This window comes from Alcanivorax sp. DSM 26293 (genome assembly GCF_900107995.1).
Taxonomy (GTDB): Bacteria; Pseudomonadota; Gammaproteobacteria; order Pseudomonadales; family Alcanivoracaceae; genus Alcanivorax.
The window spans coordinates 307,869-334,385 of record NZ_FNUM01000001.1; the positions used below are offsets into that span (position 1 = coordinate 307,869).

The 26,517-nt window shown below is 59.2% G+C and carries 17 protein-coding genes; 5 read left to right on the forward strand and 12 right to left on the reverse strand.

The features are described 5' to 3' along the window. The first annotated feature begins 90 nt into the window (after positions 1–90). Positions 91–606 (forward strand): outer membrane beta-barrel protein, encoded by a 516-nt coding sequence (locus C4S63_RS01330; protein WP_062816347.1) that lies wholly within the window; start codon positions 91–93, stop codon positions 604–606. Between the two features lie 62 nt (positions 607–668). On the opposite strand, the gene C4S63_RS01335 is transcribed toward C4S63_RS01330, so the two are convergent. Next, a complete protein-coding gene (locus C4S63_RS01335) occupies positions 669–1,694 on the reverse strand; it encodes a lipase secretion chaperone (protein ID WP_103916475.1) in 1,026 nt (341 codons plus the stop codon). Positions 1,695–1,717: 23 nt separating this feature from the next. Beyond that, positions 1,718–2,410 carry a TetR/AcrR family transcriptional regulator gene (locus tag C4S63_RS01340; protein ID WP_063509991.1) on the reverse strand — a complete coding sequence of 231 codons (693 nt, stop codon included), beginning with the start codon at positions 2,408–2,410 and terminating at the stop codon, positions 1,718–1,720. A 274-nt stretch (positions 2,411–2,684) separates the two neighbouring features. On the opposite strand from C4S63_RS01340, the gene C4S63_RS01345 reads away from it, so the two are divergent. Further along, positions 2,685–3,653, forward strand: coding sequence for a triacylglycerol lipase (locus tag C4S63_RS01345; protein ID WP_348719406.1), 969 nt, complete (start codon positions 2,685–2,687; stop codon positions 3,651–3,653). A gap of 466 nt (positions 3,654–4,119) precedes the next feature. Next, complete coding sequence (locus C4S63_RS01350; protein ID WP_103916476.1) at positions 4,120–5,664, forward strand: MFS transporter; 1,545 nt, start codon at positions 4,120–4,122, stop codon at positions 5,662–5,664. Here C4S63_RS01350 and C4S63_RS01355 read toward each other — a convergent pair. Continuing rightward, positions 5,642–6,043 (reverse strand): hypothetical protein, encoded by a 402-nt coding sequence (locus tag C4S63_RS01355; RefSeq protein WP_146063340.1) that lies wholly within the window; start codon positions 6,041–6,043, stop codon positions 5,642–5,644. The genes C4S63_RS01350 and C4S63_RS01355 overlap by 23 nt on opposite strands. Before the next feature lie 130 nt (positions 6,044–6,173). Here C4S63_RS01355 and C4S63_RS01360 point away from each other — a divergent pair, with 130 nt between their 5' ends. Next, the gene (locus C4S63_RS01360) at positions 6,174–7,022 is read left to right on the forward strand and encodes a metal-dependent hydrolase (RefSeq protein ID WP_103916478.1); all 849 of its coding nucleotides are present in this window, start codon (positions 6,174–6,176) and stop codon (positions 7,020–7,022) included. Positions 7,023–7,094: 72 nt separating this feature from the next. On the opposite strand, the gene C4S63_RS01365 is transcribed toward C4S63_RS01360, so the two are convergent. Then, positions 7,095–12,686 carry an alpha-2-macroglobulin gene (locus C4S63_RS01365; protein WP_234999905.1) on the reverse strand — a complete coding sequence of 1,864 codons (5,592 nt, stop codon included), beginning with the start codon at positions 12,684–12,686 and terminating at the stop codon, positions 7,095–7,097. Between the two features lie 131 nt (positions 12,687–12,817). Between C4S63_RS01365 and C4S63_RS01370 the strand changes: the two genes are divergently transcribed. Beyond that, complete coding sequence (locus C4S63_RS01370) at positions 12,818–13,855, forward strand: DUF3080 family protein (RefSeq protein WP_160052664.1); 1,038 nt, start codon at positions 12,818–12,820, stop codon at positions 13,853–13,855. A 481-nt stretch (positions 13,856–14,336) separates the two neighbouring features. Here C4S63_RS01370 and pelG read toward each other — a convergent pair whose 3' ends face one another. Genes pelG through C4S63_RS01410 form a run of 8 tightly spaced genes read right to left on the reverse strand, consistent with a single transcriptional unit; the run spans position 14,337 to position 26,321 of the window. Then, positions 14,337–15,707, reverse strand: coding sequence for an exopolysaccharide Pel transporter PelG (gene pelG, locus C4S63_RS01375; RefSeq protein ID WP_103916481.1), 1,371 nt, complete (start codon positions 15,705–15,707; stop codon positions 14,337–14,339). Next, on the reverse strand, positions 15,707–17,227 hold the full coding sequence (pelF, locus tag C4S63_RS01380) for a GT4 family glycosyltransferase PelF (RefSeq protein ID WP_103916482.1): 1,521 nt from the start codon (positions 17,225–17,227) through the stop codon (positions 15,707–15,709). Before pelF ends, pelG begins: the two co-directional genes overlap by 1 nt. Continuing rightward, positions 17,205–18,215, reverse strand: a complete 1,011-nt coding sequence (locus C4S63_RS01385; protein ID WP_103916483.1) for a hypothetical protein — start codon at positions 18,213–18,215, stop codon at positions 17,205–17,207. The genes pelF and C4S63_RS01385 overlap by 23 nt, the downstream gene beginning before the upstream one ends. Next, positions 18,208–19,542, reverse strand: coding sequence for a PelD GGDEF domain-containing protein (locus C4S63_RS01390; RefSeq protein WP_103916484.1), 1,335 nt, complete (start codon positions 19,540–19,542; stop codon positions 18,208–18,210). The genes C4S63_RS01385 and C4S63_RS01390 overlap by 8 nt, the downstream gene beginning before the upstream one ends. Further along, positions 19,542–20,054 (reverse strand): hypothetical protein, encoded by a 513-nt coding sequence (locus tag C4S63_RS01395; RefSeq protein ID WP_062817014.1) that lies wholly within the window; start codon positions 20,052–20,054, stop codon positions 19,542–19,544. The genes C4S63_RS01390 and C4S63_RS01395 overlap by 1 nt, the downstream gene beginning before the upstream one ends. 9 nt (positions 20,055–20,063) lie before the next feature. After that, complete coding sequence (locus C4S63_RS01400) at positions 20,064–22,832, reverse strand: tetratricopeptide repeat protein (protein ID WP_103916485.1); 2,769 nt, start codon at positions 22,830–22,832, stop codon at positions 20,064–20,066. Continuing rightward, positions 22,832–23,704 (reverse strand): hypothetical protein, encoded by an 873-nt coding sequence (locus C4S63_RS01405; RefSeq protein ID WP_062817012.1) that lies wholly within the window; start codon positions 23,702–23,704, stop codon positions 22,832–22,834. The genes C4S63_RS01400 and C4S63_RS01405 overlap by 1 nt, the downstream gene beginning before the upstream one ends. After that, on the reverse strand, positions 23,667–26,321 hold the full coding sequence (locus C4S63_RS01410; protein ID WP_103916720.1) for a bifunctional glycoside hydrolase 114/ polysaccharide deacetylase family protein: 2,655 nt from the start codon (positions 26,319–26,321) through the stop codon (positions 23,667–23,669). The genes C4S63_RS01405 and C4S63_RS01410 overlap by 38 nt, the downstream gene beginning before the upstream one ends. Positions 26,322–26,517: the final 196 nt, after the last annotated feature.

Here is a 26,517-nt window from a genome sequence, read left to right on the forward strand (position 1 = left end):
GCCAGGCTGTGAAGCCGGCAACAAGGGGCGCTACCCCCCACATCGGATCTGGGTAATACTGTCAGTCACATTGATTAGGGAGTGATGCTTATGAAACGCTTTGGACAAGCACTCACCGGCCTGGCCCTGCTGACATTGGTACCTCTCGCCAATGCCGGCGGGATTTATATCGGGGGCGGCCTCTATAACGCCTCAGTGGATGAAAACGTCGACGATGTGAAGTTCGATGACGATGACACCACCGGCGCCCTGTTTCTTGGTTGGCGCCCCATCGAGTTGATTGGTGCAGAAATCGGCTACTACGATTTCGGGGAACAGGAGGCTGACAACGGTACCCGCATCGAAGGCGGCGCCTTTACCTTGGCTGGGTTGTTGAGTCTTGAGCTGGGCCCGGTCGGTCTGTATGGCAAGGCCGGGGTGGCAGACACTGATTTCGATATCCGCAATGCGGGCGGAGACGATGACGACTCATCCACAGACGCTTTTGGCGGGGTTGGCGCCACCGTTGACCTGCTCGACAAACTGTACCTGTATGGCGAGTTCGTGCATTTCGATAATGATATCGGCGTCGATATGATCGGCGCGGGTTTGCGTTACCATTTCTGACCAGGCCTCTAAAGACGAGCCCACCGGGCTCGTCTTTAGGTCAGCCCCGAACCGTCCCCGGATTAGCGGTCTTCGCTGTTGATCCGGTCCAGAGCCTGTACCCGGGCGAGTTCTTTCTCTTGGAAAAGTCGTTGCTGCAACCGGGCCAGCGCCACCTGTTGGTCCATGTGTGACAATCCACTGTTGATCAGCTGCAGGCGCTCCTGTCGATATGCCTGGTAACGCTGCTCCCAATCCTGACGCTGTTGCTCCAGGGCTTCGAAACGTTCTGCCGCCTGGGGCCCGAAAGTCTGCTCCCGTAATGCACGAATCTCCGCTTCGCTGGCGCCCTGCTCGCGCATTTCCCGGGTGCGCTGTTGCAGCCTTATCGGAGCGCGGGTTTCATTCAGCATCTGTTGCAGGCCCGCGGGCAGATTCTGTTCAAGGGCAGCCAGTTGCTGGTCCCGTTCCACCGCCGTCAAATTGTCATTCTCACGCACAGCCTGCTGTTCAATCATGTAGCGATCATAGGTCATATCCAGCCCGTAAAAAGCGTCGGCCACTTCCGGTCCCAGATACGCCTGCTGCATATCGTGTCGCTGCGTGATGGCCTGACGCATGGCTGCGACACTGCCATCGTGCTCCGGCAATTGCTCCATGGCTTCCCGCAAGGCCATGTACTGCTGGTAAATCGTCCAGGCCTGGCGTGCGGCCTGGGGAGGAAGTTGTTCTGACAAATACCCGGCAAGACGTGCCTGAATATCTTCCAGGGGCTCTTCACCCACAGCCGTCAGGAAATAGTCAAACACCTGACGGACAGCAGGATTGATAACCAGGTCTCCATTGGCGTTAACCAACAGTTGGCCATCAACACGGGTCCCCTGGAGCGACGCCGGTGTCGGCCCCACGCTCTGCGCCCGCTGACGGAAATGATCATAGCCTTCCGTGTCAGTCAGGCCGGCGATTTCAGGATCAGAAAGGGAGGTACTGGCGGTATCCCGTGCCGGCTTCGCTGTGCGGTGGCTCTCGGGGTCTCCCGGCAAACCCCAGATCAATAATACGGCCATCAAGAACAGCAGCAGTGCGCCAAAGAGGTAGCGTTTTTCCATGGTCACTTCCTTTATTGTTGTTTTTAGGAGCCTGTCTCTGATTCATTCTCTACCAGACCCAGCAGGCGACTGAAGAAAGGTGATGCCATCATCTCTTGCCAGTCGTGTCTGTTACCCAGCATGGCAATACATAATCGCCCCATGACCTCAATGTAACGGGGCATCTCGGTATGCTCAGCCTGCATACAAAATTGATACCCGAGGTGTTCGATGCCCTGCACCAGGGAGGTTAACGCCAGATCATCCGGCGGGGTTCGGCCGTGCCTGACCATGCTGCTGTGCAGGGTGGAAGCAATGCGTCGATTGTGCTCGTCACGATATCGCGAAACCGGGGAGGAACGATCATGCAATTCCCGAAATCGCGCTTCCATGAGCAATCCCTGTGAGCGGCCCCAGTTCAGATACCCGCTCAGGGCCATGGGCAGGTAGTCATAAAACTCTTTCTGGGGTTGCTCGAAAATCCTGACAAATAACTGCTCCACTTCCTGGTTGCATTGGCGAACAACCTCATCAATCACATCCACGGCGGAAGAAAAGTATTTATAAAAGGTGGGCCGTGACACCTGCGCCTGCTTGAGTATCAATGCCACCGTTGTCCCGTAGGTGCCGTGCTCACCGTAGACTTCGCGGGCCGCATCAACGATGCGCTCACGGGTATCCGCGGTTTTTCCGGCAGGCCTTCCCCGCCGTTTCTTCTGCCCTGAAGCAGGCTCCATACAACTCACCCTTAATATCGGTGTTACTTTACTACAGCTTGCCCGGTTAGCCAGACATCGGCCATGACCGTGGCTAAAACGCCTGGAATCAGGACCTTGTTGCTGACCTATGCACAATTAAACCATTATTTTTGCACCTTTATAACAAATAGGTATTAACATTGGTGTTAATTAATGATTGAGATTCCTTTATGGTGGTCTCACTCCTGATCAGGGAGCGCTCGGCGAAGACTTGGCAGTACCGCCGATAATAATAAACAACAAGGTGATGCCAATGATGAGATCCTCAAGAGCGCCCCTGGGCGCACTTACCCTACCTCTATGTCTGCTGTTGTCCTCCCTCAGTCTGCCTGCCCATGCCGGCTGGTTCGATTGGCTGTTCAAGGACACCTATACCGAAACCCGTTACCCCATCGTGCTCAGCCACGGGCTGTTCGGCTTTGATGACATCGCCGGCTACAACTACTGGTACCGGATTCCCGAAGAACTGCGCCGCAGTGGCGCCAAGGTCTATGTCACCCAGGTCGCTGCCGCCAACAGTACGGAAGTGCGCGGCGAACAGCTGGCCCGTCAGGTGGAAGCCATTCTGGCTGCCACGGGCGCAGACAAGGTGAATCTGATCGGTCACAGCCATGGCGGCCCGACGGTGCGTTATGTGGCATCGGTATATCCGGACTATGTGGCATCCGCCACCGCCGTTGCCGGCCCCCACACCGGGGCCCGCATGGCCGATGTATTACTCGGCTTGCAGGAAGCGCTGCCACTGACCGGGAATGTGATTGGCAATATCGTCAATGCAGCAACCGGTTTTCTGGATCTGATTTCCGGCGGGGGCTACGACCAGGATTCCCTGGCCGCTCTCTATTCCCTGTCCACACCCGGCAGCACGGAATTCAACAGCCATTACCCGGAGGGATTACCGGAAGATGCCTGCGGCCATGCACCGGAAGTGGCTGACAATGGCGTACGCTACTACTCCTGGTCTGGCGCCAAGCCGCTGACCAATGTGCTGGACATCAGCGATGCCGGTATGGGTCTGCTTGCTCTGCTTTACCTTGGCGAGAAGAACGACGGTCTGGTTTCCAGCTGCTCCAGCCATCTGGGGCTGGTGATCCGGGATGACTATCGCATGAACCATCTGGATGAGGTGAATCAGATTGCCGGTCTGGTCAGCCCTTTCGAAACCAATCCCACCGCGGTATTCCGTCAACATGCCAACCGCCTGAAAAACCGCGGTCTCTGAATCCGGCATACGAGAACACAGCGGGAGAGCTGTTCTCTGGGGGCGCCTTTATGGCGCCCTTTTTCTTGGGTTTTTCGCGGATAGAGTGAAGAAATACTGCGATGGGTCTGCAGACATATGCGATATCAAGTACACAGGATGCACTGAGCCTAGGGCGAACTGCACCGATCCGGCGTTTGATGGTGCAGTTCGCCTTAGGCTCAGTGCACCCTACGCGATCTGCATCGGTGGTCATTCAGATTCAAGGTTCTGTCATCCTCACCGCTATTCCCGGGCAGGCATCACACTGTCATGGAACCGCCACTGGCTTTTGCGAAAACCAGGAAGGATACTGGTCGGCTGTTTTTTTGCGCAGCCAGCTTGACCTCAAGTCAGGTTGAGACTTTAGGGTTCTTTAACCGCTCCCCTGTCGAAAAGCAGGCACCGGAAACGACAACCTGATACGCCCTGTTGCGAGGAAGACACCATGCCCACCCCCCAAGCCGCCACCCGTCGCGAGTGGCTGGGACTGACGGTGCTGATGCTACCCACCGTATTACTGGCACTGGATATGACCGTGCTGCATCTGGCGGCCCCCCACCTCAGTGCCGACCTGAAACCCACCAGCGCCGAGCTGCTGTGGATCCTGGATATCTATGGCTTCATGATCGCCGGCTTTCTGGTAACCATGGGCACACTGGGTGATCGCATTGGTCGTCGTCGGCTGCTGCTGACCGGCGCCACCGCTTTTGGCGTTGCGTCAGCCCTGGCGGCCTTTGCCACCAGTGCGGAAATGCTGATTGCCACCCGCGCGCTACTCGGCATTGCCGGGGCCACCCTGATGCCTTCGACTCTGTCGCTGCTGCGAAACATGTTTCAGCTGGAGCAGGAACGCACCGTGGCAATTACCGTGTGGATGACCGGTTTCATCGTCGGTAGCGCCATTGGCCCGCTGGTGGGTGGTGCGCTGCTGGAGTTCTTCTGGTGGGGCTCGGTGTTCCTGCTGGGGGTACCGGTGATGCTGTTGCTGCTGGTGTGCGGACCGCTGCTATTGCCGGAGTTTCGTGATGAGGAAGCCGGCGCCCAGGACTGGACCAGCGCCCTGCTGTCGGTGGCCATGGTACTGGCGGTGATCTACGGTCTGAAAGACATGGCCCGCAACGGAGTATCACTGATACCGCTGCTGTCCATTGCGCTGGGCCTCGCGATCGGCGTGCTTTTTGTCCGTCGTCAGCGGCGGCTGGCCGAGCCCATGTTTGATCTGTCGCTGTTTGCCATCCGCACCTTCAGCACCTCGGTGGCGGCCATGATGCTCACCATCCTGGCCTTGTCCGGCGCCTGGCTGATGGTATTCCAGTACCTGCAGGGAGTCCTTGACCTGTCGCCACTGGAGGCCGGACTGGTGATGCTGCCGCCGGCCCTGGTGCAGACCGCAGCGTCCTTACTGATCCCCCGACTGACCCGTTATCTGCCCCACTGGCAGCTGGTCAGCGCCGGGCTGGTGACGGCAACCGCCGGCTTGCTGATTCTGCTGCTGGTGCACAGTCCCGCCCAGATTCCCTTGCTGATCGTGGGAATGACCGTGATGGGCGTGGGCGTGATGCCGATGATGATCCTGGGCACCGACATGGTGGTCAGCGCCGCACCGGCACGCAAAGCCGGTGCGGCGTCGGCCACCTCGGAAACCGCCACGGAACTGGGTATGGCGCTGGGTATCGCCGTGATCGGCAGTATTGGCGCGGCCGTGTACCGGCAACATATGCTGGAGCAGCTCCCTGCGGGATTGCCTGAGGAACTGTTACTGGCTGCCGGGGATACCCTGGGCGGGGCCATCGGTGCCGCCGCGCAGCTAGGCCCGGAACTGGGCGCGCCGGTGATGGCCGCCGCCCGGGAGGGCTTCAGCCTGGCACTGCATACCAACTCCGCCATTGGTGCAGGGATTCTGGCGATGACCGCCGTATTGGTAGCCGTGATGCTGCACAACCGCACTCCGGACGATGCCGCAACGCCTACTTCACCCGATCAACAATAACCCGGGTGTCACCGGCCCCGCTCGGGCCTGCAGCGAAGGCCGCCACCAGGGTGGGGCCTTCGTGCAAGCGCACCTGCTGGCGAATTCTGTGGCGCCCGTCACCACTGCTGCCGTAGGCGATATCGAGAGAGAAGCTGTCCTTGCCCAGGCGGTCAATTGCCACGGCATAGCCCTTGCCGCTGACTTGCCAATGGTGACGGCGGTCACTCTGGTAGAGACGAATCACCCAGTCGCGGCCGCCCTCGTCATTACCCTGCTCCACCACGCGGATACCACTGTCCGGTACCCAATGGCGCTCCATCACCAGAAAGTGGAAGGCACTACCAATCGCCACCAGGCACACAACAGCGCTTAACAATAGACGCCACTTTCCCGTCATTGCCGACCTCTATCAGCTAACTAAAACCCATTGTTTCAATTCCGTGATCGACTGTCACAGTGGAATTGTAATTTTCGGCCAACAGGCGTTAAGTGGATGACAGGATCATTGGAGAAAAGGTGGTATAACAATGAAAATGCATATCATGCCAATTCGCCGGAATCTCAAATTTCATGTTCCGGATGAGAAGGTACTCAATTGGCACAGTTGGGGCCCCACGGTCACCCAGTTCTTCAACACGCTTTCGCTGTTTTTCCCGGAAGGCGAGCGCTTCTTCATCAATAGCGTGCGCAAGTATCGCGACCGCATTGACGACCCGGAACTGCAGGAAGCCGTGCGAGCCTTTATTGGTCAGGAGGCCATGCACGGGCGCGAGCATGAGGACTACAACAAGAAGATGGTGGAAGCCGGGCTGCCGGTGGATACCCAGGAAGCCATTGTTTCCAAACTGCTGGATGTGATTTCCAAATACACACCCAATGCTCTGCAACTCTCCGCCACCGTGGCACTGGAACACCTGACCGCCATTCTCGCCGATATCCTGCTGCGTGAGCCGGACCTGATTGACGATTCGGATGAGTCCTACCAGCGTCTGTGGCACTGGCACGCCCTGGAAGAAACCGAGCACAAGGCGGTCGCCTTTGATGTGTACCAGACCGTATTCGGTACCGGCATCAAGGCGTGGGCCCTGCGCAGTGTGGGCCTGGTCCTGGCCACCACCATTTTCTTCTCGCTGTTCTATCCCTTCTACCTGATCAACACCTGGAAGGTGGGCCAGTTGTTCAATCTGAAAGGCTGGTGGCTCTCGTTCAAGTTCCAGTGGCTGAAACCGGGCGGCCTGCGCCGGGTGGTGATTCCCTGGCTGGACTGGTTCAAGCCGGGCTTCCACCCCTGGGACCACGACAACCGGGAATTTCTGGCAGAAATGGATAGCCTGATCGGCGATGCGGACGGTTACCAGAAAAACGAAGCCGCCTGACACAACCCCCTACGGCATCCACAAAAAAGCCCCGGAATGTCCGGGGCTTTTTGATTCACTATGTCGCCCTGTTTATTCCCGTTTCACTTCCACCCACTGGCCTTTGCTGCGGGCCTGACGGCGGCCGTCGTACATGGCTTCCACGGTCCAGGCCGGCAGGTAGAAACGGCCGGCGAAAGAGGCGTTCAGGTCCACGCTCAGGGTCAGGGCATTGTTGCTGCCGGGCTTCAGGTCGAAGTAATGCATGACCCGGTCGTCGCGCAGATCCTGGTACGTCACCTTCTCGTTATTGCCCGCACTGCCATCCAGACGGCTGCTGGTCAGCTGCCAGCCGGACGGCAGGATCTGGGTCAGCGCCACATCCTCCAGCAAGCGGGAGCCGGTGTTGGTCACCGTCACCTGCGCCGTGAAATCCTGCCCTTGCGTCAGGCTGGCCGGATTGATCGGCCTGTTATTAACCAGGAACCGTACGGCCAGACTCAAGCCTTCGCTCACCGGCGCCTCGTTGCCCGGTAGCGGAGTACCGGTCTGGCTGAGGGTAACGAACAGCTTGCGATCGCTGTCATTGCGTACACTGAGCGACTGTTTGTCATCCCCTTCCCGGCCGCCGGCGTTGAGCGGCTGGCGGGTGACCGGCGAGGTGGCGGCAATATCCTGCCAGCCCTGTTTGCCTTCCTGCCAGGCAAAGCGGTAACCATGATCGCCCCCCTGACTGCCCGCATAACGGGCCATGGCCATCAGTGACCAGGCGGTGGTCTGGGTGCTGTACCAGCTCTGCCCGGACAATTGATCGGCAATGTCCTGGGCCAGCGACCAGGCCTCCTGCTCCCGATTCAGAGCCTGAGCCACCGTCAGGCGAATGGCCTGATCACGCAGGGAGGAGCCGTAGGTGTAACTGGCACCGTCATAGTCCAGATCATCCACATTCAATGTGGTGAGTTCAGCGGCCACATCACTGAGCCCCATCTGCTGATAGGCCGCCGCCAGCAACCAGCGACCGCTGTGGTAACTGGCACTGCGGGGATAGTCCTGCTTCGCCATCTGCAGGCGCTCACGCAGGCGGTTCATGGCACCCACCTGGGGCTTGCCGGCCAGAGCCAGGGTGTACTGGCGATAGGCCTCGGCGCTCCATTCCCAGGGACGATCCCCCAGGGTCTGACTACGACGGGTTTGGTATTCGACCCAGTCATCCATCATGCCGGCGGGCACCGCATACCCCAGCCTTCTGGCTTCCAGCAGGAAGTGCCCGGCATAGGTAGACCCCCAGTCATTGGCCTGGGCCTGACCGGGCCAGTAGCCAAAGCCGCCGTTGGCCAGCTGGAAGCGCTTGAGCCGTTCGATGCCGGCGGTAATGTTCGTTTGGATCTCCTGTTGCTGCTGCGCATCCAGTTGCACCAGCTGTTTCAAGTACAACTGCGGCAACACCGACGACGTGGTTTGCTCAACGCAGCCGTGGGGGTAGCGCAGCAGATAATTCAACCGTCGCTCCAGCCCCATGGCCGGCAGGGCACTCACTGCCAATGTCGCGCTGTTGGTACCGGTCATGCCATGGGGCTGATAATCCAGCGCCCAGGTTTCCCCTTTCTCCAGCACCTTGAAGGTATCGCGGGTGGTGGGCGGATTGGCTGCCCGTACCGGCAGGTGCACGGTTTCGCTGGCGCGATGCTTGCCCCCCGTGGCCGTCACCGTGACCGAGCCGGTGCCTACCCGGTCGTTGGCGCGCAGGCGCAGCATGGCGATCTGGTCCGACGGTCCGGTAAAGGTCATCGCCGCCTCACCGGTTTCCACGCTGAACAGGTCATCATCTGCCTGCACGGACAGCGCGACCTGCTTCACCGCGTCGTCGGTGACGAACACCGTTACCGGCAAATCCACGGTTTCTCCCGGGCCCATGACCCTCGGCAAGGTACTGAGCACTGCCAGTGGCTGGGTCACGGTGATGTCCTGATCCGCCTTGCCGTAGGCGCCATTGTCACCGGCCACCACCATGGCCCTGACCTGCCCCATATAGGGCGGCAGGCTGATCTCGTGACTGGCGCTATCACCCGCATCCAGGGTGAAGGGGCCGAGGAATTTCACCACCGGAGGGAAACGCCGGCGCTGTTTTTCACGGCCGTCATCGGCGCCATCGGAGCCGCCCAGGGCCAACAGCCGGTCCAGCTCGGCGCCGTAGGCACCGACCACCATGTCGAACAGATCCCAGGTGAGCACACCCAGGGCCTCGCGACGATAGAAGGCGCCGTGGGGGTCCGGGGTGCGGTAGTTGGTGAGGCCAAGCAGGCCCTCGTCCACCAGCGCCAGGGTATAGGTCATGGCCTTGCCCTGCTTTTCGCTGACCTCCACGGTGAAGCTTTCTTCCGGTTTCACTGTTTCCGGGGCGTTTATCTGTGGCTGCAATCGGGTGGCCGGGTCTTCCACCAGTAACGGCACGATACCGTACAGACGGATGGGCCGGTCGTTGTCGCGCTGGTGCGGTTGCAGCAAAGCTACATGCACATACACGTTGGGCGCCATCTCGGCAGTCACCGGAATCTCCAAAGTCTGAGCCTGGCCACTGGCCGGCAGCCAGTAGTGATCCAGCACCCGGGAACCGTTTTCCAGGCTCACCAACAGGCGGCCTTCGCTGACCGCAGGCAGTTCTACACGGGCGGTCTCTCCCACCTGGTAACCTTCCTTGTCCGCAGAGAGGGACAAACGGGTAGCCGCATCCTGACTGCCACTGGCCTGGTCGCTGCTCCAGCCCAGATACACGGTCTGCGAGGTGCAGTGATCACTTTGCCGGTCACAGACGCGAATCAGGTGGCGACCCCAGTCATAGTTGTTGCCATCCAGCGTCCATTGGCCCCGGCCTTGTGCATCCGTGGTCAGCTGTGCCTGGGTAACCACCTTGGTATTGGGGTCGCTGATGAAATTGCTCAGGTCGTCGCCGGAGCGGTCCCACCACCAGCGCCAGTCAATTTGGTAGATAGTGATATCCAGCGGCCGGCCGTTCACCGGCTTGCCCTGGCTGTTCACGCTGATCAGGTCGATCGGGTGCTTGCCATCACGGGACAACGCACCGCCCCAACCATTGCCCTGCGGCACCTGCATGCCGACCCAATGTTTGAAAGGGTAGACCGGCACACTGCGAACCTGGGTACTGTAATCACCGCTGTTTTCGAACACCCGGGTGGTCAGGGTAGCGCGCAGCATGCCCGGGGTCTGTTCCACCGGGATGGTGAGCGGGAAGCGGGCCTTGCCCTGCCCGTCTACATTGGCTTCGAAGGCGGTAAAGGGCTCGCTACTGAGGGCGCGGGTGCTGTCATCGAAATGATAGGCATTGAGGCCATCAAAGCGGGTCGTGGTCGCAGCCACCCGCACTTTCACATCCGCTTTCAGGTTGGCGGCGGTGGCGCCATTGAGCCACTGGGCAAACAGGCCCACCTGCGCCGCTTCATTGGCAGGAAGCTGCTCGGGCAGTTCCAGGTCAATCTTCAGCCGGTTGGGCTTGATGGCTTCTACCCGCACCGGGGTATCGAAATAGCGCTGCCCCAGCCGGGCCACGGCGCGCCAGTTGCCAGTGGGTGCGTCTTCGCGGGTGCTCAGGGTAAAGGCATAAAAGTCCCCCACCGGCTGATCCAGGCTGTAGCTTTTCACCTTGTTTCCACGGGGATCGAACCAGTCCAGAGTGAGCGGGTGGTCGTCGGGCAGCACATCGTTTTTATCTTCGAGAATAAAGGTCAGGTGGATGTCATCGCCCGGGCGCCACACATCCCGTTCCCCGTAGAAAAACCCTTTCAGACCATCGCGCACGGTCTGGCCGCTGGTGTTGAACTGGTTGGTGGGCAAAGCCCGGTTGCGGGCCACTTTCAGGAAACCGGTGTCGCGATCTTTTACCGCCTGCAGATAGAAAGGCGTGCCATCCAGCTTGAGGCTGGCCATGCCCTCTTTATCGGTAAGGCCCATGCCCACCTGTTGCTGCTGGTAATTGTAGGCCTTCACCACCACCTCGGCGGCGGGCTCATTGTTGTCCAGGGTGGTGGCCACCACGTGCAGGGTATCGTCCTGGCCACGCTTGGCGATCAAGCCCAGATTGGAGGCAAGAAAGGCACGGGTGGTGCTGGCCAGATCGTTATAGCGGTAGTAGCTGTCTGAGCAGGGGTTGTCCTGTTCGTACCAGCTCAGGTAGCCCGCATCACGGTAATAATCCGCCAACCGGTCCGGTTGTTGCGCCTCCTGCCCCGGGCCTTCGTAGTTGTCCGGCAGGGTTGTCTCACGGGTCAAGGCATTGTCCGGGCAGGTATAAGTGATGTCGTCCCCATCAATGGTCAGGGTGAGATGGACCAGACCATTGGGGTGTTTGGCCATCAGCTCGGTCAGGTCCAGATGATAGCGCTGCCAGCCGTCGCCGTTCGCGGGAAGCTCAAGGGTTTTCTGCCACAGATAGCGGCCAGTGCGGGTATCCATGTCACCCTCATCCAGCTCACTGCCCTGCAGATAATTGCCAATATTGTCGTCAAACACCCGGAAGGCCTGCACCTTCACTGAGCGAATACCGACGGCCTCAAAAGGGACGCTGAGCTGCTTGCCATCCGGCAGGATGGTGCCCTTGCCGACAAAGCGCACACCGGGCTTGGTCATCATCAGGGTGACGGTTTTTTCCAGCTTTTCCGCCAGCCGGCCATGACTGGCGGAGCGCAGACCGGCGTCGATCACCAGTGCCACATTCTCTTCCTTGTCATCCTGGGGATAGACCCGCAAGCGACTGCCGTCCACTTCCAGGCGTGGCGTCTTGCCATTCAGGGTGACCAGGCCGCTGAGGTTCTGGGAGCCTTGCAGGGCCTCGGAAAAATTCACTTCCACATGGGGTTTCGGGTAGTTCACTGCCCGCACATTGGTGACTGCAAACGCAGCCACCGCAGGGACGTTGTAGTGGCGCTCGCCCTGGTTTTCCACGCCAAGAGGGCTGCCATCCCAGCTCAGGGTCACCTGGCTGGCCTGGTCACCCCGACGGATACCGGATACGGTGAAAGCATGGCCCAGGCCGGCCTTGTCGTGCTCCCAGCGTACCGGCAGGTTTTGCTTGTCCTGGCTGGCACGCAGGCTTTTTTCCACCTTGTCCTGATCTGCCAGATCCCGGGTTTCCAGGCTGCCGGTGAGCACCATCTGCTCGCCATCATCCGCCGGCAGCAGGGATTGCACGGTCAGGCTCAGTTGCTGGCGCATGACCTGCAGGGGGAATTCCGCCGGGGGTAGCGTTTCATCCACACCGTTCAGGCCCTGGGCATAGAGCATCAGGGTCAGGTTTTCACCGGCGGGCAGTGGTTCCGAGGGGTGGATTTCCAGCCGGTCTTCGGCAGTAAAGCGAATGTCCGCCGGTATTTCCGGCACCAGCCGGGCGACACCGGAAACCGATTGATCAAGCTTCCCGGCAGACGCTACCGGATGATTAAAACGCACCACCAATGGCGCCCGGGCACTGATTACCCCGGAGTGAGAAGAGGCCAGGTGCGCCTGCCAGCGTTCGTCCAGCTGTGCCTGTGCCGGCTGCGCAGTTTGCGTATCGGCTTTATTCTGGTCGGAGGGAGAGCCACTGCCCCCCTTCTCTCCGGTATCACAGGCGCCCAGTGACAATGCCAGGCACAGCATCAGTAACCGAAAAAACGGCAATCCCCTCGTTGACATAATACGCGTCCAATGCAAATTGATGATCAGGCCAAACATAGCACAGCCGTCCTGCAATACGCGGACAGATCGACCACAGTGTCAACGGTTTGGCAAAAGAGAGGCACCGGATGAAGCGGAGTCCTGTCGTGATGCAGAAAAAGACAGCCTGGGGGCTGGTAGTCCTGGCCATGGCGTCGCTACTGGTCATCGGGTGGCTGGTCCCTCAGGACCCGGATGAGGCGCGCTGGGAGGACTACCTTGACCGCATTGCCCGACTGAGTCGACAGGCGCTTCCCGAACGTGCCCCGCTTCCCCTCCTGCCCTACCCCGGTGCCAGTGAATTGCGGCTGTCACTCCCGGAACACCGGGTGAATTTGCTCGACTATCTGGAGCTTCGACACTGCGGCCTGATGGAATTGATCAGCCAGCGCAACAGCTCGCTGGGCAAGCTGCAGGCGGATTCCTTACGGCTCAGTCACGAGCTCGCGTTCATTGAACAGGCGCGCGCCTGCCTGGAGAGAGAAAAGCTGGACGACCCTGAGCTGGTAACGGTCATGTCGCAGGTGGTGGCCGAAAAGGAAGCCGCGTTGCCAGCCCTGTACTGGAATGTACTTGCCAGCAGCGAGGAAATACGACGCTTTTTCAGTCAGTCGCCGTCCGCCAGTGTCGGCGACACCAGCGCAGCCTTGCAGAGCCTGGAGCAACTGAGTCACACCCTGGTTGACCACAAACAACGCGGCGCGGTGACGCCACTGAATCTGGAGCTGCTGCTGGAAACCCTGGCCCATAATCAATCCGGCGGGTACCTGCTGCGACGCATGGCGCTTTCATTGCGTGAGCTGGAGCGCGGCAACCAACTACTGGAAGGCATTGATCCGCAACGCCTTTGCCCCCGCAACCAGGCCAGCACCCGGGCCCGGCGGCTGCGCAATGTGCTGGACAAGGTGTGGGGCCCCAGGGTGCAGCAGGCCCTGGCGGAAAGCCGCCGCCAGCGCCAGTCACTGGCTGACAGCCTCGAACAGATGAACGGTCTGCTGGATTCGCCCCCCGCCGCCTTCACCCGCTGGCACCGCCATTACTTCGGCCAGAATGGCGTGGAAAGCCGCATGGAGACTGCCCTGGAGCGCCATGTGACCCTGTGGCAGGAGCACCTGGGCGCCTGCGGACTGATGCCGGGGAAGCCATGACTGGCGGGCTTATATGCACTTTCGTGCAAAAATTGACCTGGCGGGCTAAACAGAAAGTCTACAAAGCGAATGTTTCGGCGAACAACTGTCCACATAATGCCAGGCGTCGATGAGGTCCCATCCATCGACTCCGGAGTTTTACTCCGTGATAGCTCTCCCGAGCCAAACTATTACGGCGCCTTATGGCGCCGTTTTTTTTTGGGGGGGAACTCACAGGTTGCTACGAAGCCGCTGTAGGAGCGGAGTAACGCACGTAGTTCCGTGCGGCCCGAAGGGTGAGCGTAGCGATTAACATCGCTTGAGGCGCGAATCACCCAGGTTCGAGTTGCGAGAAGCCAGTTTCGAAAATCAAAACCCAACTCATGAATTGCGCTTTTCGCAACTCGCTCCTCGTGACTCGCATCTCTTCTCTGCTAAGCCGGTTCGCGCCTCGAGAGGCGCTCCTACGGCGGATTCCAGAAAAGTTAGCGGCTAATATCAATCAATGCAGCATAAATGTGCTGTACTCCAGCTCCCCCATCTTCCGGTTCACCAGCCACAACCCCAGCATTACACACACCGCCAGCGACAACAGGAAACCGAAACCGAAAAACTGCGGGCCCAGGTACAGACTTATGGCAGTGAAAAACACGTTCAACACAAAGAACAGACCGGTGAGCAACACCAGCATGCGGCGCTGGTCCAGATAACAGAACACGTTGATGATAGCCAGGAATACCACCTGCAGCGCGGTGGCCACCAGCTGTACCTTGAGCAAAGGCAAGTAGAGATCCGTAATCCCCAGCGCGGCGAAAATCTGTGCGCCGGCCACCATGATCAGCAGGGCGGAAATGGCCTGAATCTTGAGAATCTGAAAGATCCCCTGGCGGATCACGAACACCATCTGGTTGCGCATGTCCTCGATATAGGACAACGAGCCCCCTTCCCGAACCGCGTCGTAGAAGTTGCTGTAGTACTCCACAAAATCGGTTTCCATGCGCACCAGAAACACGGCCATGCCGGGAATCAGGGACAGGTAGGACAGGAATACCGGAACGTCATAGATCAGCGAGGCGCGCAACGGACCAATCACATCACTGCCGGTACCGCTGTAAAACCAGAACATGGCCTTGTCCGCCCACACCCCGGCATTATAGAACAGGCCCACCAGCATCAGACTGGGATACAGATAAAGGGGGCTGAACATCTGAAAAGACACCATGCTGCGCGCCGGATAGCCACGCACAATCAAAACCAGCATGCCGGCCAGCAAGGTCACCTGCCCCAGCAAAAAGCCCAGCAACAGGCCCTCCAGATCCAGAAAGCGCAACAACAGGGCGCCCACCACGGTAATCCCGTAACCCAGGGCGTACAGCGTCAAGATCGCCTTGTATTGCTTCATACCGGACAGGAACACGGTGGCAATCCAGATATTGCACAACACCACAAAACTGGCCGCCAGCAGCACCCGGAACAGAATGCTCTGTTCCGGAAACAGGAACAGCGCTACCAGCAACGAAAGCACGCCGGAAATCACCGTCACCAGCAAGGTAACGCCGCCATAATTGGGGAGGATCAGATCCTCTCGCTGCTCGAAAGCACGGTCGGCACAGAAGCGGGTAAACGCCAGCTGTACGGTACCGGTGAGCACAAGACTGGTGGCGATCAGATACGTCACCGTAACCTGGAACTGGGACACGGCGATATCCGGTACCACTGCGCCCAGACTGAAAATACCGATGATCAGGATGCCGATAATTGACAACACCCAGGGACCCGAGCTGATGACACCGGCGTAGGTGTAGGCACGGATCAGCCCCAGCAAGGTATCCTTGCGCAGCAGTTTTCGCAGTTCGAAACCAATACCTGCCATCAGCTATCCTCCCCCAGCAGGCCCTGATAAAGCGCACGGTAGGAAGCAAACATTTGCTGCTGGGTATACAGGTTCTCCACACGGCGAATACCGGCCTGCTGGGCCTGATGCCAGGTGTCGGGATTCTTGAGCAGATGCGCCACCGCCTTGCCCAATGCTTCCGGGTCCGCAATACCTACCACGGAACCGGCTTTGCCGAAGGCCCGGTCCTCTTCATCCAGGCCTTCGATTAATTGACGACAGGAGCCCACGTCCGTGGACACTGCCGGCACCCCGGCGGCGAACCCCTCCAGCAATACCAGTGGCAGGGCCTCACTGATAGAACTGAGTACGATCACTCCCACTTTCGGCAGTAGCTCGTCAATCTTCTGGAAACCGAGAAATTCCACGTTTTTTTCCAGTCCCAGGCTGCTTACCAGCGCGCGACATTCCGCCGCATAGTCCTTGTCTTCGTCTTCCGGGCCGGCAATCCAGCCTTTCGCGTCCGGTATCTCGTTGACCAGGGTGCGCATGGCACGGAGGAAGGTTTTGACATCCTTGATGGGCACCACACGGCCAATCAGGCAAGCGGTATGGGGGATGCCTTCACCCCGGGCGGCACGGACCTTTTCCATGCGCGGCAAATCAATGCCGTTGGGAATATTCAGGGTACGCTCGGCAGGCGCCCCGTCTTCCACTTGCCGTTGCCGGTTGCGTTCATACAGTGCCACGATACGGTCCGAGGACTGGTAGCACTCGCGGCCCAGCTCGGTGAAAAAATTCACCCACTTCTCGCGGAAGTACGCCATTTCCGCATTGTTTTTTTCCACCAGTCCGCGGTTATCACTGATCCATTCACTCTGAAACAGATCAATCTTCCGTTCCTTGGTGTAGATACCATGCTCGGAAAGCAGCAATGGCTTGCCTGTCCGTCGTTTCAGCATGGCACCCAGAAAGCCGGCATAGCCGGTGGAGATGGTGTGATACATGCGCGCCGGGATCAGATTGCTGGCAATATCATTCAGTACCCACAAGGGGGAATGCATGATGCGCACGGTCCAGAAATAATCCACAAAGGAAGGGTCGCGGCTGTACTTGCGATAGGCATCGGAGATGAAATCCCAGCTTGCCCGACTGTGCAGGAATGCATCCTCGGAATAACAACAGCCATCGCCAAGGCCATCCAGAGCCTCGCCCAGCAAAGCCTCACGCTCCCGGGAATGTCGCCCTGTGCGCATCAACTCGTGGAGCCGACGTAACCGTTCGAACGCCTCCGCGTCACCTTTTTTGGGTTTTTTCTCAGCCCCGCGCTGGAAGTCATGCAAGTAGTGCACTTCCAGGTGCACCACATTGTCCGGCAGGGTGTACTTCATGTCGCCGTAATCTTCCGGTCGGCTACCGACGAAGCAACAGGCAAACGTATATTCGGGGAAACCACGGATAATCTGGTTTACCCAGCTGGACACGCCGCCGCTGACATAGGGAAAAGTTCCCTCAAGCAGCAGGCAGATATCCGCCTTATCCGCTCTGGGCAGCGCCATAGCCCCTCCAGTACTCCACGGATTTATTCAAGGCAGTAAACTGACTGCCATCGGGAATTTGTTCCATCAGCAAACGCACCATGGGTAATTGCCGGCGTTGCAGAGCGATTTCCGCCAACCAGGGATTTACCTGGGCCGGGGACAACCCCAATCTGCGGGCAAATATCAGGGATTCATGGGCTTCTCGAAGATTCTCCTGATTCATCTTGATGCGACCTCGCAGCAACCAGAGGCCGGCATCCTCAGGGGATTCCATCAGTCCCATATCGGCATAAAAACTGGCCCGCTCCAGGGTCAGGGTGAGGATGTCACCGCGAACCAGGTCCTGATAGCTCAGTTCCCAGTAAAGTTCAGCCAGACGCCGGGCAAGTCGGTATCGACGCGACTCTTTGGCCCGCTCCAGCAATTGCAACACCCGGTCGATATCACGGGTAATCTCTTTTTCCTTCTGATCCAGAATACCGTAGGCAAGCAGGCGCAAATCCTCATAGGAATCACCCAGTGAATCACGCAGCAATCGGCCCGTGACCCGTCCAGGCATGTCCTTGAGTACCAGCATGCCCTGAATCCGCAAGGCGTTGGGCGCAGTCTCACTGGTAAGCAGGGTTTTCAGGTCAACCTGCCGGAAACCGGCGCTTTGCTGATTGTTCACCGGAGTGAAGTAAGGCTTGGCTACCTGTGAAAAAGGAAGCGGCTTGAACAACGCCGGCAACATGACGCCGAGGGCAATCCCGCCGACGATGGTCAACAGGCCGATCGCCGGAATGAAAAAAGCGAAGGAAAAAATCAACGCCAGCGAGAATACTTTCGGTTCCCGAAAACGGGTGGGAAGAAAGGTCCATGCCACTGCGGAAAGCAGGGCCGAGGCCAAACCGTGAGACACCAGATAAAGCAGGAAATAGGATAGCGAGCTGTTCTGGCTAAGCAGCAGCAGCAAAGAGCCCAGTTCGGCACTGATGGCATAGATAAGCAGCTTCCAGCTAGACACCCGCCACCCCCAGCAGTTCGTTCAGCTGATCGGCCGGATCACGCTCGTCCAGTAGCCGATGGAAGTACTTGACCCCCGCCTGGCGCAGACTGAAGAACGCAAAGTCGTCCTGCAACCACTGTTCGGTGCGCAACACAAAACCTTCCAGACTGGACTCCCCGGTCATCGGCATCATGATCATCAATACGTTGTCATGCACCCACCAGGCCAGGTCCAGACTGCGCAACCCACGGGCCAGCATTTCCAGAATCTGTGCAGCCTGTTCGCTGTCATCCGCGACAAACAGCGTCAGAGCGGTATCTACCCGGGCCTCCCCACGGAGTCGGGCCAGGGCTGTGAGCTCGCTGGCGAAACGGTTGGGCAGGTTCGGCCAGGTGTCCAGAAGACTGTCGACCTCTTCCCCGTTGTGAGCCACATCCGCATAGAAATTCAACAGTACTGAGAGCAGCTGAAGGTTTTCATAATTCATGGAAAGAAATGGCAACCGTTCCACCACCAGTGCGCCAATCATCTCCCCGGCACTGTTGGTCACCGGCGCAGCCACCAGGTAACGGCCCACGTAGGGGTCATCCTGGGTATGCTGTTGCACATGGGCGAGCATGCCGATGTCCAGGGCGTGGTTCAGCAAGGCGTCGTTCGGGTCCAGGGGTTTGTTCTCACCCAGCAGCGCAGCAGGCTGGTCGCTGACCTTGCCATCGATGATCGGGTACAGGCCTGCACGCTGCAGCTGGCAGTACTCTGCCAGCAGGTTGATCAGATCATCCGCCGCCGGCAGAACCTTTCCGTCACTTTCATCCAGGGTCAGATCCCGTAACCGAAAAAGCGCATCCCGCACGGTGTAAGGTTTGACCAGCAGATTTTCTTCAAGGCGGTCATGGGACAGTCGCAACAGCACGTGACGCTGAGTCAGGTTCTGCAGACGCTCCAACGCATAGCTGGCAGCACTTTCCGCCCGTTGCAGACGCACCCGCCAGAGGTCGGCAAATTCACCACAAACCAGGCTGAGAATGAAACCGCCCAGCATGGTGCCCTCAGGAAAACTCCAGTCCGCATAAAAGCCCACCTTGCGAAGCACGAACCAGCTCGCCAGCAGACACAACATCCCGAATACGCCTGCCAGACTGCCGTATCGCAGCGCGACCACAATGGGCACAAAGAGACCCCAGCGGAAGTTGGCACCCAGCGCCAGCGGGTCATCGGAACGCAACCACAGCCCGATCCCCACAGCCGCCACGGTCAGTATTATCGCCTCCAGCACCACCCATAAGGGTCTTGCCGATGGCGCCACCAGTGCGGGGATGACAGTGTTACCCAGCCACTTGCGCATTAGCGAATGACCGGTGCCAGCAGCTTATCGATCACTTTCTGCCCCGTTTGGCTGAGCGACGATCTTGCCCAGCCAGCACGGGCTCCTGTCCCGCTGTAAACGATATTCCCGGTGGGCAATTCACGGATTTCCAGCATCACACCCACTGCCGGTTCGCCATCCACACCGGTCTTGTAGCGCCATTCATGGACCACACCGCTGACCACATACTGGGCCGATTGCGACTGTACCCAGCGATCCATTTTCTCACGGTTGGCAGAGGACGAGGCTTCGAACAACAAGCCGTCATTACCGGTTTCCGGGTAGCTGTCCACGGTGGTGACGCCATGGCGATAGAGTACCGACTCGACGATGGCCGCTGCCCGCAATCCGGCCTGGGGGGTGCCGGTGCGGTTGACCAGCGGCAGCACCAGCCAGGTCCCTTCCGCGTCCAGCGAGACGTCCTGACTACTGCGTACATGGGTGCAACTGGCCAGCATCAGTGCCAGCAACAAAGCAACAACCTGTTTCATCTCATGCTCCTAATAGTAAATCCTGTATTGCAGTTCGGCCCGGTAGCTGTCTTCGTCGTTGCCACCGGTATTCAGTTGGCGCTCCAGAGACAACTGCCAGGCATCGCGCCCCAGCAGCGGACCGGCGAGCCCTAACCGGCCGATAAAGCCATCGCCGGAAATGCTGTTATTCACATAACCGATTTCACCCCATCCCTGCAGGCGGTGTGGCCGTATATGCACATCCGGCATTCCCAGTAACAGGGAGGCGCCGGATTCGTTGTAATCCTGCGGTAAAGGACCGGTGTCCGCCCCCGGTGGCAGCAGCGCCCGAACCTCCCCCATGCTGTCCCCGGTTTCGGTAAAGTCGGCGCGGGTATGTCGCAGACGCAAGCCCGGCGAGAAACGGGACAGCCAGGGCCGCCAGGTAGTTTGCAGATTGAGGATACTGCCATCTCCCAGGGTCTGGTCATTGAGATCCCGGTACTCATAATCCGCCCAATCCACACTGCTCTGCCAGGTAGCCTGGGGTGACCAGTTGAGTTGAAGCTGGTTTCCCGTTCGCGACCCACCCAGCAACAACAGGGAGGTCTCATCCGCTGGCATTCGCCACTGGTATCGCCAACTGGCTGACCAGTCGGAGTGCCAGTTGCCCCCCACTTCAAGCTCCGCCGTGGTTTCGCTGTTATCCAGCAACTGACGCTGACCCAAAGAGAGACGCTGACGGTAGCGTTCGCGCTGATATTGCCATTCCAGGCTCAGCCACTCTTCCGCTTCATTCACGTCAAGCTGGGTGCGGTCATTACTGCCAAACTGCCGCTGACGATAGCGGGCCGACAGGGTGCTGTAGTCGCTGAATGGCTGGTACTGGGTGAATGCCCAGTCGGTCATCTCCAGGGCCCCCAGACGGCGTTGCCCCACTACCAGCTCACTGGAACGGGCGCTGGGTAACAGCAGCGACTCCTGCTGATTGTTGGCACCGGCCAACTCCGGAGAACCGGCCTGAATGGCCATCAGTGTGGCAGTAGCGCGCCGTTCCTCGTCCAGCTGTACCCGAGCCTCCAGTTGCTCAGAGAGGGTCAACTGGCCGGCATAACGCTGACGGATTTGCGCAACCGCATCCCGGTCGCTGTTCAGCATGGCATAGGCCAGTGCCGACCCGGCATGGAGGGCTCCGGCTGCCTGTTGCTTGCGCAAGTACCAGGCACGGGCCTGCTCCGGCTCGCTATGGCCGAGCGCCCATTGGGCCAGCCATTCCGCACGGGCTTCCTCATCCCCCTGCTGCTGACGGATCTGTTGCGCCAGTTGCCAGGAACTGTCTCCACCGTCGAACCGTTGACTGAGGGCCAAACGCATATCGCGATACAGATTCTGCTTATCGTCACTGACCGGGAAGGGCACACGGTGGTGCAAGTTGCGCAGTATCGGCCAGGCCTCACCGTCCCGGCCTGCTGCGATCAGCGCCTGGGCATACTGCCACTGCCGTTCCCAGTCACCGGGAGCGGTTTCCAGCAGACGACTTTCATAGCGGACCGCCTGCTCGGTATGTCCCAGGGCCATGTGGGCAGCGGCAAGCACCTCCCAGTAACGCCGGTCAAGGCGGATACCCGCCTCCCAGGCTGCCAGAGTCTGGGCCAACTGAGTATCATCACCACTTGCCACCAGCAGCCACAACCAGGCAATACGGGTTTCCCGATTGCCGGGGGCAAGCTCCAGCGCCTGCTGCAACCACTGCTCAGCCTGTTCCGTCTCCCCCCTGCGCAATAGCAGGTTGGCGTAAAAGCGAAGAAAACTCGGATCCTGTTGCAGTTTTTGCAACTGGGCGTCACTCAGCCGGGCCAGGAAATCATCAATGTCCTGCCAACGCCCCGCATCCTGCATTTGGTAAAGCGCGCCCATGGCAAAGGCCTGATCACCATTGCGCTGCCAGGCCCGCTCCATTAACGCCACGACCCGCTCCCGGTCGTAATAACGGGCCAGTGTGATGTACTGATAAAGATCGGGCAGGGTTTCGTCGCCCTGATCCAGCAAAGTCTGGTAGTCATCCATGGCCGCCTGCCATTGCCCCAGCTCGCTGGCCATGATCGCCAGACGACGGGTGAGATCCGGATCATAGGGAAGGCCCTGCGCATCGGTACGCAGATCCCTGTAGGCCTGTTCCCGCTGGCCATCCAGCCAACGATAGCGGGAAACATTGAGCGCCATCTCCCGATCCGGACCGTAGCGATCCATGTACTGTCTTGCGTAACGGGCTGCGCGTTTTTCCTCACCCTGATTCCACGCCAGTCGCTGCATTTCCCACAATACGGCCTGGCCCGGATAGCGGCGATGCCAGTCCGCGAGAAAATCGACCCCCTCACTCACCTGGCCGAGCAGCTCATACTGACGAGCCACGGTAGCCAGCATATCCCTGTCGCGGGGAGAGGTTTCCAGCAACTGCTTGTAAACGCGCAGGGTCAGCTGGTGATCGTAGGCCAGCGGAGCGCGCTGGCGCACCTGCTGCCAGGCCTGTGGATCATCCGTGGTTTCTGCCACTTTCCACCAGGCTCTCAGGGCGGTCGGACTGTCTCCCTGCCAGTCGGCAATCTGTGCCAGGCGCTGCCACCAGCGGATATCCTCGGGCCGCCAGTAGAGGGCGTTCTCCACCACCTGACGCGCCCGCCCCAGATTGCCGGCTGCCACGAAAACCTCATAGCTGTGCAGGTAATAACTTTCCACGTAGGGTTCCGGTGCCTCTGCCAGGGCAACGCCAGGACATAACGACAGGGGCAATAACACCAGGACAAGCAGCCGCTTCATTACTGCTCCCCCGAATCCGGCAAACGCAACAGACGTACGGCATAGCGTTGGGCCTGGGCCAGGTTGCCTCCCGCCTGGGCCAGGCGCATGAGTCGATACAGCACCTCTTTGTCCCGGTAGTAGAGATGTTCGTAGCGCGACGCAAACCGCAAGGCCACCTCATGGAGGCTGCCCGCTTCGAGGGCCGCCAGCGCTTCCAGGAAATAATATTTGCTTACGGCAGGGTCACTGGACGCTCGCATGGCTTCGCCATAGGCCAGCCCGGAGGCCAGATAGTTGCCCTCCCCCAGCAGAACGCGCCCGGCTTTTTCATACCAGTCCCCCGGCCGCTCCGCCTCGCCGGCGAGCAGGCGGTAGTAACGGACCGCCTGCTCCGCAGCCCCCAGTACCAGGGCCATTTCCGCCAACTCCCGGCGCTGCTCGCCGTTCAGCATGGACCAGTCCTGGGCACGGACACTGGCCAGGGTCTCAGCTTGCAACCGTGAGGCCGGACGCAGTTCAGGCTCCATGGCCATCAACCGCTTGAAATCCCATTTCAGTCTCAGCCAGCGTATCTCTGGCAGATAGCCCGCATCGGCGGCTTCAACCCAGTCCAGCTGTGCATCGGCCTCAGCAAACCGGCCAAGCACGATCAACTCCCGGGCCATCAACAGTCGCAGTTCATGGTCATCAGGTTTGGCTTTCAGCCAGGCCTGCATGTAACTCAATGTCACCGCATCCAGGCGCGCGTTACGCAGTGTGATGGCCAGATCCCGCGGAAAGGTCAGCCAGCACACCACCGCAATCAACAACAGGCAGGCAAGCAGCTCTGTTGGACCGAAAACCCGTAATCGCTCAGTGCGAACAGTGTAGCCGTAGCTCTTCGAGCCCATGCTTCGCACTCCTGTAGTGATAGAGGGTTCCTTCCCGACGTACCGGTGTCAAAGACCCACCATTATGGTTGAGGGTGCAACCGACAGCATTGCCGATGGCAAATTCCAGGTCGGTATGACCGGCAAGAGAAAAACGAAAACCCTTCTCCTCCCGGGCAAACATGGTCAGACGGGCATTGGCCTGTTGCAGGTAAGGCACCGGATCCGGGCCGGGCTGCCAGTGGGCCTCATTCGCGGACAAATGCACATAGCGACCCGGGCCATCTTCACGGTAACCGGCAATGCCCTTGCTGCCGGGCAGCGACGGCAAAGCCAACGCATCAGGCAGACGCAGGGTACGCAGCTGTCCCTCCCCTTTGATGCGCCAGCCATTACCTTCCCTCGCGATCACCATGGTATTGAAATCCAGAACCTTGCGGGCGTAGTCCGACGCAAACACCGGATGCAACGGCTGGGACTGTGCCCAACGGTAGACAGTCAACAGGGATTCCAGTGCCGCCGTCTTGCTGGCGATATAGGTGTGGTAATAGATATTGACCGGCTTGAAACGGTGGGGCGTTTCCGTCAGCTTGAACGTTTCAATCACCCGCTCGAAACCGTAGAAAGGACCGGTCCACTCTCTGGTGTAGATATTCTCGTTCTGGTTGGGCGCATACACCTGGTATTCGTCACCCTTGGGCACGCCAATGCCCTTTACCAGGGTCCAGGTGGGTGCACTTTCGGTGATAATGGTGTTACTGCCGTTCATATTGAGCAGGTTACCCTGCCGGGCTGCGGCCAACGCCTCGGGAGTGGGAATGGTGTCCCCGCTCCACAACACCATTTCCGTTCGCTTGTCCCCGCTGAGCAGGTTCTCATTGATGTATTCTGCAGAGCCGACAACCTCACGAACCGGATCCATCCGGTAGCCCGGAATGGGCAAACGCAGCTGTCCTTCCGGACCGTACAACTGGCCGGGCATTCGCTGAGCGTCATACCAGAAAAAGGGATGGGAGTAGGTGTGGGTCGCCGCTTCCACATGGGGCAAGGCGAACATGTCCCGGGCAATCTGCTCCAGCTCGGCGGACATTTTCGGGTAAAGCCCGTGGGGAGCCACTTCCCCCTCAATCACCGAGATGGTGGTGGGCAGCTCAAAACGCTTGAGCACTTCCTCCAGCAATACCCGTGCATCCGTTTGCCCCTGATAGCCCTTCACCTCCGCAAGGCTGGGAAAACCATCACCATCCATATGCGCAAACAACAGCCGTCGACCATTTTCCGTGGTCACATCCGGAATCGGCATGGCCGGCAGCTGCAGGGCCTCACGAATAAAGGTGAGTGGATTCACCACCCAGCGATCCAGCCCTTCGCCTTCCTCGCCGGGCAATACCGAGCGGATCATGAAAGGCTGGAACACATAGCCCCCCCAGGGGGTTGTTGCCGCCGGCGTATAGGTATGCTCCCCGGAACGCAGTTCCAGCCAGGGCTGGGCGGAAACATTGTGCAAGGGTGAAGACAACTCAATCAGCTTGGGCAACGCCAACTCAAATCCCATGGCCTGGTGTTGACGGGTAATAGCTGGCGGCGACAAGGGAGTGGGTCGAGTTTCAAACCCGAAGGCCTGGGCATTCGGGCCTACCGGATCCACCGCGGGATAGCCCAGCATGGCAATGGGAACCCCGGCCTCTTTCTGTTCCACCAGCCAGGCCTCGAAGTCGTCGTCGGAAAGGTCTTCCTGTTCCAGCCACACCACGATACCCGCATAGCGCCCCTGCAGGTTACCGGCCGGCATCGACGTATTGATGGCGCGAATCTCCGGCACAAGACCCTGAAACTGCAGGGGCATCAGGCCATAGCGAACCGCATCGGAGAGCTCCCATAGCTGCTCATCGGAGCCGCCATGGACCAGCAATACTTTTCGGGGAAGGACCTCGCGTTGCCCCAGACCAAACATGTCCAGCTCCGGATTGGTGACCCAGGGAATCACATCATGTCCGGCAATTTTGTCCGCGATTTCCCGCGCCTGCTGACGCTGGCCGGGCGGCGTGTAATCAATGGCAATGGTCGCCACCTGATATTGTTCTCGCATGGCCGCAAACTGTCCCAGCAACCACTGACGGTCTTCCTCGGGAACCGCTGCATAGCGTTGCTTGCCGGCTTCCCAACGCTGGTAGAGGGATTCCGCCGCAATGGCATCCACTGGCGCCTCAACCAGTGGCATCAACTCGAAACCACGATTGAAAATAAAACGGGCCTCGGGATAACGCTGCGCGATCTGGTTGATCAGCGCGGCGAGCCCCTCACGCTGCTGCTGACGTTGCTCCGGTGTTTTGGCAACCAGCTGATAACTGTCCAGAGTGTCGAAGAAAAAGCCCTGGTAACCCTGCTTCCACAATGGCGCGACCACCTGTTCGACAAGGAAGTCCCGCAAATCCGGCGAGGACAAATCGAAAATATGGGAGCCCCAGTCGGGGTTTTTGCCCAGCAACCATTCCGGTTTCAGGCTTTTGAAAAACGGGCGGGATGCCAGCACTTCACCCAGGCTGACATAGGCATAGAACCGCTCACTGCGATACCGGTCGGGCACACCGCTGGCCTGATCGGGCTCAACCACAGGGAAGTCGTAGACAGAAAGCATGTGCCAGGGGATATCCGGCCCATAATAAAAGGCAGCCGCCTGATCCAGGCGAGACTGTGCCCCGGCCGGTCCCCAAAGAAGAACAAACAGAATCGTCACAAAAGTACGAATCAATGAATTCCCCAATTCACTCAAAACAATAGGTTCTTATATACCTATTCAAGGCAGCGTGAATAATGGGGGAAACATCATGTAA

Bases quoted from the DNA above. Each gene is read 5' to 3' on its own strand.
- C4S63_RS01330 (WP_062816347.1), top strand. From the start codon at position 91: ATGAAACGCTTTGGACAAGCACTCACCGGCCTGGCCCTGCTGACATTG.
- C4S63_RS01335 (WP_103916475.1), bottom strand. From the start codon at position 1,694: ATGGAAAAACGCTACCTCTTTGGCGCACTGCTGCTGTTCTTGATGGCC.
- C4S63_RS01340 (WP_063509991.1), bottom strand. From the start codon at position 2,410: ATGGAGCCTGCTTCAGGGCAGAAGAAACGGCGGGGAAGGCCTGCCGGA.
- C4S63_RS01345 (WP_348719406.1), top strand. From the start codon at position 2,685: ATGATGAGATCCTCAAGAGCGCCCCTGGGCGCACTTACCCTACCTCTA.
- C4S63_RS01350 (WP_103916476.1), top strand. From the start codon at position 4,120: ATGCCCACCCCCCAAGCCGCCACCCGTCGCGAGTGGCTGGGACTGACG.
- C4S63_RS01355 (WP_146063340.1), bottom strand. From the start codon at position 6,043: ATGACGGGAAAGTGGCGTCTATTGTTAAGCGCTGTTGTGTGCCTGGTG.
- C4S63_RS01360 (WP_103916478.1), top strand. From the start codon at position 6,174: ATGAAAATGCATATCATGCCAATTCGCCGGAATCTCAAATTTCATGTT.
- C4S63_RS01365 (WP_234999905.1), bottom strand. From the start codon at position 12,686: ATGTCAACGAGGGGATTGCCGTTTTTTCGGTTACTGATGCTGTGCCTG.
- C4S63_RS01370 (WP_160052664.1), top strand. From the start codon at position 12,818: ATGCAGAAAAAGACAGCCTGGGGGCTGGTAGTCCTGGCCATGGCGTCG.
- pelG (WP_103916481.1), bottom strand. From the start codon at position 15,707: ATGGCAGGTATTGGTTTCGAACTGCGAAAACTGCTGCGCAAGGATACC.
- pelF (WP_103916482.1), bottom strand. From the start codon at position 17,227: ATGGCGCTGCCCAGAGCGGATAAGGCGGATATCTGCCTGCTGCTTGAG.
- C4S63_RS01390 (WP_103916484.1), bottom strand. From the start codon at position 19,542: ATGCGCAAGTGGCTGGGTAACACTGTCATCCCCGCACTGGTGGCGCCA.
- C4S63_RS01395 (WP_062817014.1), bottom strand. From the start codon at position 20,054: ATGAAACAGGTTGTTGCTTTGTTGCTGGCACTGATGCTGGCCAGTTGC.
- C4S63_RS01400 (WP_103916485.1), bottom strand. From the start codon at position 22,832: ATGAAGCGGCTGCTTGTCCTGGTGTTATTGCCCCTGTCGTTATGTCCT.
- C4S63_RS01405 (WP_062817012.1), bottom strand. From the start codon at position 23,704: ATGGGCTCGAAGAGCTACGGCTACACTGTTCGCACTGAGCGATTACGG.
- C4S63_RS01410 (WP_103916720.1), bottom strand. From the start codon at position 26,321: ATGCTTTCTGTCTACGACTTCCCTGTGGTTGAGCCCGATCAGGCCAGC.